Here is an 8173-nt window from a genome sequence, read left to right on the forward strand (position 1 = left end):
GCCGGGTGTTCATCTCGATGAAGAAGAACTCGCCGTCCTCCCACAGGAACTCGATCGTGCCGACGCCCAGGTATCCGATGGCGGCGATGGCCTTGTTGACCGTCTCGCCGATGGCCTTGCGACCCTCGGCCGACAGGGCGGGCGAGGGGGCCTCTTCCAGCACCTTCTGGTGACGCCGTTGCAGCGAACAGTCGCGCTCGCCCAGGTGGACGACATTGCCGTGGCTGTCGGCGATGACCTGGATCTCGATATGGCGCGGCTTCTGAAGATAGCGCTCCATATAGACCGCGCCGTTGCCGAAGGCGGCCTTGGCCTCGGACTGGGCGGTCTGGACGGCCTCGACCAGATCGTCGGCGGTCAGGGCCACCTTCATGCCGCGCCCGCCACCGCCCGCCGCCGCCTTGACGATCAGGGGAAAGCCGATGGTCCTGGACGCCTCAATGGCCGCTTCGATGGTCTCGACCTCACCGGCCGAACCGGGCACGCACGGAATGCCCGCGTCGAGCACCGTCTGTTTTGCGCTGATCTTGTCGCCCATGACCCGGATATGCTCGGGCTTGGGCCCGATGAAGGTCATGCCGTGGGCTTCGACGATCTCGGCGAAGCGCGCATTTTCGGACAGGAAGCCGTAGCCGGGGTGGATGGCCTGGGCGCCTGTGATCTCGGCCGCCGCGATGATCGAGGGGATGTTCAGATAGGATTTGGCCGCCGGCGCCGGGCCGATGCAGACGCTTTCGTCAGCCAGCCGCACCCACATGGCACCGCGATCGGCCTCGGAGTGAACGGCGACGGTGGAGATGCCCATCTCCTTGCACGCGCGATGGATGCGCAGCGCGATCTCGCCGCGGTTGGCGATCAGGACCTTGGTGAACATCTCAGGACTCGAGCAGGACGAGGGCTTCGCCGTACTCGACCGGCTGGGCGTCGCCGACCAGGATGTCGGCCACCACGCCGTCGCGCGGGGCCTGGATCGGGTTCATGGTCTTCATCGCCTCGATGATCAGCAGGGTCTGGCCCTTCTTGACCGTATCGCCGGGCTTGATGAAGGCGGGGGCCTCGGGCGAGGCCTGCAGATAGACGGTGCCGACCATCGGCGACTTCACCGGCTCGCCCGACTTGGCGACGATGGTGGCGGGGTCGGACGGCATGGAGGCCGGTGCGGCCGCCGCGACGGGGGCCGGGGCGGGCGCGGCCTGGGCCGGAGCCGCCGCATACTGCATCACCGGCGCGGCGGTGATCTCGCGTGCCACGCGGATGCGCAGCTCGCCGCGCTCGACCTCGATCTCCGTCAGGGAGGTGTCGTTCAGGATGTCGGCCAGCTGGCGCACCAGGGCGGCGTCGATCTCGGGATCGTTCTTCAGGGGTTTGGCGTCGGCCATGGGGGTGAGCCTCTTTGTTGTTAGACCGAACGGTCCGTCGCGACGCGGCGTTCCCGCGCCAGCTTCACGGCGGCCCGGACGGCCAGGTCGTAGCTGCCCGCACCGAACCCGGCGATCAGGCCGGACGCTGCGGGGGTGATGAAGGAATGGTGCCGAAAGGCCTCCCTGGCAAACAGGTTCGACAGATGGCATTCGACGACGGGGATCGACAGGGCCTTGACCGCATCCAGCATGGCGATCGAGGTGTGGCCGTATGCGGCCGGGTTGATGACCAGCGCGGCCGCTTCGGTGCGGGCCTCCTGGATCCAGTCGACCAGTTCGCCCTCGTGGTTGGACTGTCGGAACACGATCGTGAAACCGTCAGCTGCCGCCTCGCAGATCGCCTGGACGTCGGCCAGGGTCTCGTGACCATAGATGTCCGGCTCCCGCACCCCCAGAAGGTTGAGGTTGGGGCCGTTCAGGACGTAGATGACAGCCGGTTGGGGCATCGGGTTCCGGTCGGGCCTTGGTGCGGGGTCGCTAGGAATCGGGCGGCCTTGTAACCGACGCACGGCCAAGATCAAAGTCGGGTGCTGAAAGGTGACGTAAGGGTATGCGCGTTCAAGTCAACGGAGATACGCGGGACGTGGCCGCCGGGACGATTCTGGGCCTCGTCGAGGAACTGTCCCTGGACCCGAGGAAGGTCGCCGTCGAGCGCAATCTGGAGATCGTCCCCCGGTCCCTGCATGGATCGACCGCACTGGCCGAGGGCGACCGGATCGAACTGGTGGTCTTCGTCGGCGGGGGGTGAGGTCAGACCTCCGGCGCTGGCGAAACCTCGGGTTCGAAGAAATCACAGGGGGCGAAGGTCACGAGAGGTTTGCCGTCCTTGGCGACAATGAACGGCTCACCACTTGCAGCCTCATCCACCAGACGAGACAGATTTGCCCTGGCGTACTCAAGATCGTAGGTTTTCACCGGCGCTCACCATGAGTTGAACAACGGCAAGCTAGCTTCCGCCCATCCAAGGCGCAATCGTCGATACATCATCCGAGTCGGCTCGCATCAATCGCCGCAGCGGACTAGATACGGCCATGACCTCCGCTCCTTCCGACACCTGGACCGTCGCCGGCCGCACCTTTTCCAGCCGCCTGATCGTCGGCACCGGCAAATACGCCGACTATGCCCAGAACGCCGCCGCCGCCGAGGCTGCGGGGGCCGAGATCGTCACCGTGGCCTTGCGCCGCGTGAACCTCAGCGATCCTTCGCAGCCCATGCTGGTCGATCATGTGAAGCCCGACCGGTTTACCTTCCTGCCCAACACCGCCGGCTGTTTCACCGGCGAGGACGCGGTGCGGACCCTGCGGCTGGCGCGCGAGGCGGGTGGCTGGGATCTGGTCAAGCTGGAGGTGCTGTCCAACACCGCCCACCTGTATCCCGACATGATCGAGACGCTGCGGGCGCTGGAGATGCTGGTGAAGGACGGCTTCGACGTCATGGTCTACTGCACCGACGACGTGGTCATGGCCAAGCGGCTTGAGGAGGCCGGTGCCGCCGCCATCATGCCCGCCGCCGCCCCGATCGGCTCGGGGCTGGGAATCCAGAACCCGGTCAACATCCGCCTGATCATCGAACAGGCGACCGTGCCCGTTTTGGTCGACGCCGGCGTCGGCACGGCCTCGGACGCCACGGTGGCCATGGAACTGGGTTGCGACGCCGTCCTGATGAACACCGCCATCGCGGCGGCCAAAGACCCCATCCTGATGGCGTCGGCGATGAAGCACGCCGTCATCGCCGGCCGGCAGTCCTATCTGGCCGGGCGGATGCCCAGACGGATGTACGCCGACCCGTCCTCGCCGATGGCGGGTTTGATCTGACCGCTCCCATCCCGGGTGCAGAGGGGGCCGAGCACGAAGGGGCCCAAACGCAGAGGTGATTGCGCGCTGCGGCTGTGGCTGGGACCGTCGTACGGTTGAGGAGGGATAATGGTGCCTGGGGGCGGATTCGAACCACCGACACGCGGATTTTCAATCCGCTGCTCTACCAACTGAGCTACCCAGGCGCACATATCCGGCGAGGCATGGCCGTCGCGGGAGCGGGGTCTATAATCGAGCCGATCCGGGGTGTCCAGCGTCGTTCAGTCGTCTTCGCCGCGTTGATGCAATCCGGAGCCGGACGGCGCATCATCCGTGGGTTCGTCGTCGCGGACGGGGATGGCGTATCCGCCGCTGAACCACTTGCCCAGATCGACGTCGGCACAGCGGCGCGAACAGAAGGGTCGGTATTCGGCGGCGGCTGGATGCCGCTTGCAGATCGGACAGGTCGCCATGGTCAGGCCTCATGGATTTCACTGCGTCCGGGGAGAACGCCGGGATCGGGCTTCAGTCCCGCACGAGGACCGAGACGGGCGACCAGCGGTGCGGCAAGAGCGGCCTCGGCCGGGGCGCAGTGCATGACCAGGCGCGGGATTTTGGTGTTGGACAGGATCGCGTGACGCAGTCGCCGCACGATGTCCAGGGTCCGGGTGAGCGGAGTCTGGCGGCCATCCCAGCCGTTCAGGACGTCCTCCAGCGGGGCCCGACGCCACGGCAGGGCCAACTGGAGAACGCCGAATCGGTTCAGCGGTCCGTAGGCGATGTCCGGGGCGACATCCGGGTCGGCACCGAAGGCCGCCCTGGCCTCTGTGGCCACGACCGCCGCGTCATGACCGGCTCCGATCAGGTCGATGGCCACCAGTCCGCCCCAGCGCTTGAGGCGGATCAGGCGGGCGGCATGCACGAGGCCCTGGCGGTTCGCGGCCGCCCTGCCTTTTCGTCCGTCACGGCCGGGCAGGCCGACATAGTCGATATCGACCGCGATCAGGGCGCGGGTGCGCTGGACCGCCAGGTCGAGGCCGATCTCGGCGAAGAAGTCGCCGTCGGCCAGCGCCTCTTCCTCGGCGTCCCAGGACGCCTGGATCGCGGCGACACCGGTCTGGACCGGGAGGCCGGGTGCGAGCCGGGCAAGATCGTCAGCGACGGATGCGCCGGGGGTCAGGAGCCGGGGGTCGCCTTCGGCCGGGCCGATCAGGCGCAGGGCCGGGCCCTTGCGCTCGCGCGGTTCGGCGACGACCGCGACCTCGACGGCCTGACCGACACGAAGCGGCCCGGCCTTGGTGAAGGGCAGGAAGCCCATGGGGGGCTCGCCGCCCAGGTCGACGAAGGCGGCGCCCAGGCCGGGGTCGGCCTCGACCACCCGGCCGATGGCACGGGCACCCAGTCGGTGTGTGGGGTCGTCGGTCTCACGCTGGATCAGCAGGGTCTCGAAGCGGCCGTCCCGCGCGATCACGCCCCGGGTCTCTCCGGGCTGTTCGTCGAGGAAGACCTCGATTTCGGGCATCAGGGACGCCGCCAGCCCGCGCCGGCCAGCAGGTTGACGGTCTCGAACAGCGGCAGGCCCATGACGGCGGGATAAGACCCGACGATGCGGGTCACGAAGGCTCCCGCAGGACCCTGGATGCCGTACCCGCCGGCCTTGCCGCGCCAGTCGCCGCCGGCGACGTAGGACGCGATCTCAGGCGGGGACAGCACCTTGAAAGAGACGCGGGTATCGACGACGCGGTGGATGGTCCGCTCACCGGTCGCCACGGCGACGCCGGTGAAGACACGGTGGTTGCGGCCGGACAGCAGGGTCAGGAAATTCGTCGCCTCGGCCTCGTCGGCGGGCTTTTCCAGCAGGCGGCGACCGACGGCGACGACCGTGTCGGCGGCAAGCACGACAGCGCCCGAAGAGCGGGCGGCGACGACCTCGGCCTTGGACCGGGCCAGGCGGGCGGCCAGCCGCGACGGGGTCTCGTCGCGGCCCGGCGTCTCGTCGATGTCGGCGGGGTCGATGCGATCGGGAGTGATGCCGATCAGCGCCAGCAGTTCGATGCGGCGCGGGCTGGCCGAGGCCAGCACCAGTTCGGGACGGCTCACGCGAGCCCGTCCTTACTTGAAGCGGTAGGTGATGCGGCCCTTGGTCAGGTCATAGGGGGTCATCTCGACCAGCACCTTGTCTCCGGCCAGGACGCGAATGCGGTTCTTGCGCATCTTGCCGGCGGTGTGGGCGATGATCTCGTGGCCGCCTTCCTCGAGGGTCACGCGAAAGGTCGCGTTCGGAAGCAATTCCGACACCGTACCGGGAAACTCGAGCAGTTCTTCCTTAGCCATGCGGCCTCTCACGCCCCGTGAATACGAATCTGGGCCCGCGCCGGGCGAAGCGCGAGCCGTAAGAAGGGGCGGCTAATGCACGAAGATGGGGGGGAAGTCGAGTTCAGCCGCGCCGATACAGGGCGCACACCAGCGTAAACAGCCGCCGCGCCGTTTCGTGGTCGACGACGACCTTGCCTTCGAGACGCTGTTTCAGCAGTTCCGCCCCTTCGTTGTGCAGACCGCGGCGGCCCATGTCGACGGCCTCGATCTGGCTGGGCGAGGAGCCGCGCAGGGCCTCATAGTAGCTGTCGCAGATCATCAGATAGTCCTTGAGGACCGTCTTCATCGGCGTCAGCGACAAGGCATAGGTTCGGGCGAAGCCCTCTGCAGCCCCCTGACCGGCGATGTCGAAGACCAGCCGATTGTCCTGAAGCGACAGGGCCAGGGCATAGGGGCCGGTATCGGATCCGGCGGGCTCGAAGCTGTTCTTCTCGACCAGGTCGAAGATGGCGACGCGGCGTTCGTGCTCGATCTCGGCGGTGGCGGCCGGAAGGGTGGCGGCGTCCAGGGTGATGGAGGCCAGGCGGTGTTCGCTCATGATTGGGAGTCCTCGCCATCGAGATGGGTGGGGGCGACGCGGGCTTCCCAGCGGTCGGACAGGTCGGCGACGACGGCGTCCAGGCATTCGACCTCGGCCCGCAGGTCGCCGCCGCCCGCGAACATCAGGGTGACCTTGCCGCCCGGGGCCTCACCCTCCTCGAAGTCGATGGCGAGCAGTTCCAGGGGGGCGTCAGGCAGGCGCGGCAGGCCCCGCGACTTGACCGCCAGGACATCGCCGAACTGCATGGCCGCCATCACCCGGGTACCGCCGCATTCCCAGCAGAAGCGGCTGAGGGTCAGGGTCAGGCGGCGCGCGGGTCGCTCCCAGACGATGTCGGCGGGCCTCAGGATGGCGTCCTGAAGCGCGGCCGAGATGATGGCCAGGTCCTCGGCGTCCTCGGCCAGAAGGCGCAGGGGCTCGTTAGCGCCGGATTTCGTGCTTTCGACCTGGGCCGCGACCTCGGCGTCGGTCGGCGCGGCGGGCTGGACGTCGCTGTCAGTGCTCATCGGCGGGGCCTTCCACCGGCGGCCCGTGGATACGGCGGATCTCGGCCCCGCAGGCACCGAGTTTCTCCTCCAGCCGCTCGAACCCGCGATCCAGATGATAGACCCGGCCGATCGTGGTCTCGCCCTCGGCGGCCAGGCCGGCGATCACCAGGCTGACCGAGGCGCGCAGGTCGGTCGCCATGACGGGGGCGCCACGCAGCCACTCGACGCCGGTGACCTTGGCCTCGCCCGCGTGGACGGCAATCTGGGCCCCCAGCCGGCCGAGCTCGGGGGCGTGCATGAAGCGGTTCTCGAAGATGTTCTCGTGGATGGTGCTCACACCGTCCGCCGTCGTCATCAGGGCCATGAACTGTGCCTGCAGGTCGGTGGCGAAGCCGGGATAGACCTCGGTCTGAACGTCCACGGCCTTGAGCCGTTGCGACCGGTCGCGCTTGACCCGAACGCCGTCTTCGGTCGGCGTGACCTCGACCCCGGCCTCGATCATGCGATCCGTCAGGGCGTCGATCAGCTCGGGCCGGGCCTTCGTCAGGCGCACGTCGCCCCCCGCCATGGCCACGGCACAGGCATAGGACCCCATCTCGATCCGGTCGGGGATGACGGCCCAGTCGGTGCCGGTCAGCGACGTCACGCCGGTGATGGTCAGGGTGTCGGTGTCCACCCCCTCGATCTTGGCCCCCATGGAGATCAGGCAGCGGACCAGATCGCCGATCTCCGGCTCGCGCGCCGCCCGCTTCAGCACCGTCGTGCCGCGCGCCAGGACGGCGGCCATCAGGGTGTGTTCGGTCGCACCGACCGAGACGAACGGAAACTCGATCTCGGCTCCGCGCAGGCCTTTCGGTGCCATGGCCGAGACATAGCCCTGGTCCATCTCGATGGAGGCCCCCAGCTTGGACAGGGCGTCGATGTGCAGATCGACCGGCCGGGCTCCGATGGTGCAGCCGCCCGGCAGGGAGACCTTGGCATGGCCCGTGCGCGCCAGCAGCGGCCCCAGGACGTTGAACGAGGCCCGCATCTGGCGAACCAGATCATAGGGGGCGAAGGTCGATGTGATCGACCCTGCGTCGAACACGGTCTGCTGGCCGTCGGCACCGTCCGACTCGGTCACCGTCACCCCGAACTGGCGCAGCAGTTGGCCCAGGAATTTCGTATCGGCCAGTCGCGGCATGTTGGTCAGCCGCACGGGCTGGTCGGTCAGCAGGGTGGCGGCCATCAGCTTGATCGCCGAATTCTTGGCGCCGCTGACCGGGATTTCCCCGTAGAGCTGAGTTCCGCCCTGTACCGCGATGCTGTCCATGTCGTTCCTGATTCGGATCGTCAGAGGGCGGAAGGGCCAGAGGTCCGACGAAAGGCCGGCTATCTAGCGCGGCCGTAGGGTCCAGCGGAAGGCCCAGACGGCCGTTGCCGGATGACTTTCAGTTGCCGGGACGGCTCGGCGGCCGATGCGCGACCTTGCGCCGACGCAGGTTGTCGCGCAGCGCCGAGGCCAGCCGGGCGGCCTTGGCCGCCTGTTCGGGCGACCGCGCGGGGGGCGGGGCG

General features: G+C 68.2%; 13 protein-coding genes and 1 tRNA gene. 2 read left to right on the top strand and 12 right to left on the bottom strand.

What is annotated here, in order from left to right:
- From JHC99_RS15665 to aroQ, 3 genes are all read right to left on the bottom strand, one after another.
- Window positions 1–874: biotin carboxylase N-terminal domain-containing protein (locus JHC99_RS15665; protein ID WP_292155409.1), on the bottom strand; the 874-nt coding region annotated here is incomplete at its 3' end.
- A gap of 1 nt (window position 875) precedes the next feature.
- Window positions 876–1379, bottom strand: coding sequence for an acetyl-CoA carboxylase biotin carboxyl carrier protein (accB, locus tag JHC99_RS15670; RefSeq protein WP_292155410.1), 504 nt, complete (start codon window positions 1377–1379; stop codon window positions 876–878).
- 20 nt (window positions 1380–1399) lie between these two features.
- Window positions 1400–1867 (bottom strand): type II 3-dehydroquinate dehydratase, encoded by a 468-nt coding sequence (aroQ, locus tag JHC99_RS15675; RefSeq protein WP_292155412.1) that lies wholly within the window; start codon window positions 1865–1867, stop codon window positions 1400–1402.
- A gap of 104 nt (window positions 1868–1971) precedes the next feature.
- Here aroQ and thiS point away from each other — a divergent pair, with 104 nt between their 5' ends.
- The gene (gene thiS, locus JHC99_RS15680; protein WP_292155414.1) at window positions 1972–2169 is read left to right on the top strand and encodes a sulfur carrier protein ThiS; all 198 of its coding nucleotides are present in this window, start codon (window positions 1972–1974) and stop codon (window positions 2167–2169) included.
- A gap of 2 nt (window positions 2170–2171) precedes the next feature.
- On the opposite strand, the gene JHC99_RS15685 is transcribed toward thiS, so the two are convergent.
- On the bottom strand, window positions 2172–2336 hold the full coding sequence (locus JHC99_RS15685; RefSeq protein WP_292155415.1) for a type II toxin-antitoxin system Phd/YefM family antitoxin: 165 nt from the start codon (window positions 2334–2336) through the stop codon (window positions 2172–2174).
- Window positions 2337–2452: 116 nt separating this feature from the next.
- Here JHC99_RS15685 and JHC99_RS15690 point away from each other — a divergent pair, with 116 nt between their 5' ends.
- Complete coding sequence (locus tag JHC99_RS15690; RefSeq protein WP_292155417.1) at window positions 2453–3235, top strand: thiazole synthase; 783 nt, start codon at window positions 2453–2455, stop codon at window positions 3233–3235.
- 109 nt (window positions 3236–3344) lie between these two features.
- Here JHC99_RS15690 and JHC99_RS15695 read toward each other — a convergent pair.
- The 8 genes from JHC99_RS15695 to murA form a co-directional block, all read right to left on the bottom strand.
- Window positions 3345–3420: transfer RNA gene (locus JHC99_RS15695), tRNA-Phe, on the bottom strand.
- A gap of 75 nt (window positions 3421–3495) precedes the next feature.
- Window positions 3496–3687, bottom strand: a complete 192-nt coding sequence (gene yacG, locus JHC99_RS15700; protein WP_292155420.1) for a DNA gyrase inhibitor YacG — start codon at window positions 3685–3687, stop codon at window positions 3496–3498.
- Between the two features lie 2 nt (window positions 3688–3689).
- Window positions 3690–4736, bottom strand: a complete 1047-nt coding sequence (locus JHC99_RS15705) for an RNA-binding protein (RefSeq protein WP_292155422.1) — start codon at window positions 4734–4736, stop codon at window positions 3690–3692.
- Window positions 4736–5314: a nucleoside triphosphate pyrophosphatase gene (locus tag JHC99_RS15710; protein ID WP_292155424.1), complete on the bottom strand. Its 579-nt coding sequence runs from the start codon at window positions 5312–5314 to the stop codon at window positions 4736–4738. Before JHC99_RS15710 ends, JHC99_RS15705 begins: the two co-directional genes overlap by 1 nt.
- A 12-nt stretch (window positions 5315–5326) precedes the next feature.
- A complete protein-coding gene (gene infA / locus JHC99_RS15715; protein WP_271144945.1) occupies window positions 5327–5548 on the bottom strand; it encodes a translation initiation factor IF-1 in 222 nt (73 codons plus the stop codon).
- Window positions 5549–5651: 103 nt separating this feature from the next.
- Window positions 5652–6128: a UPF0262 family protein gene (locus JHC99_RS15720; RefSeq protein ID WP_292155426.1), complete on the bottom strand. Its 477-nt coding sequence runs from the start codon at window positions 6126–6128 to the stop codon at window positions 5652–5654.
- Window positions 6125–6637, bottom strand: a complete 513-nt coding sequence (locus JHC99_RS15725; RefSeq protein ID WP_292155428.1) for a DUF2948 family protein — start codon at window positions 6635–6637, stop codon at window positions 6125–6127. Before JHC99_RS15725 ends, JHC99_RS15720 begins: the two co-directional genes overlap by 4 nt.
- Window positions 6627–7931: a UDP-N-acetylglucosamine 1-carboxyvinyltransferase gene (gene murA / locus JHC99_RS15730; RefSeq protein WP_292155429.1), complete on the bottom strand. Its 1305-nt coding sequence runs from the start codon at window positions 7929–7931 to the stop codon at window positions 6627–6629. Before murA ends, JHC99_RS15725 begins: the two co-directional genes overlap by 11 nt.
- Window positions 7932–8173: the final 242 nt, after the last annotated feature.

This window comes from Brevundimonas sp. (assembly GCF_016463485.1).
Classification (GTDB): Bacteria; Pseudomonadota; Alphaproteobacteria; order Caulobacterales; family Caulobacteraceae; genus Brevundimonas.